This window comes from Staphylococcus sp. HMSC34C02, from assembly GCF_001838705.1.
GTDB lineage: Bacteria > Bacillota > Bacilli > Staphylococcales > Staphylococcaceae > Staphylococcus > Staphylococcus borealis.
The window spans coordinates 6,381-6,684 of the sequence record NZ_KV838571.1 but is presented as its reverse complement, the minus strand read 5'-3'; the positions used below and the strand labels follow the sequence as shown (position 1 = coordinate 6,684).

The following is a 304-nucleotide window of genomic DNA, read 5'->3' as shown; positions in this document are numbered from 1 at the left end:
CCAACTAAACCTAGAGTTACTACACCTTTAGGTGGAAAGGCGACTACTTTAACACCGATTGAAGTTATTACGGATCCAAATACAAACGTACAACTTTTAGACAAAGACGGTAATGTCATTGGTTCGGGTACGACTGGTACTAATGGACGTGTTACAATCACGCCAACTCGCCCTATCCCGGAAGGTAATGTCACTGCCAAGGCTATAGATAATGCAGAACATCCAAATAGTTCTACGTCTGATCCAGTCAAAGCGACGGATACGACGCCTCCAACTAAACCTAGAGTTACTACACCTTTAGGTG

1 protein-coding gene is annotated in these 304 nt (G+C 43.8%); it reads left to right on the top strand.

What is annotated here, in order from left to right; translation table 11 throughout:
* Positions 1–304 (top strand): hypothetical protein (locus HMPREF3239_RS12435; protein WP_176747948.1); only part of this gene is annotated, 304 nt, incomplete at both ends.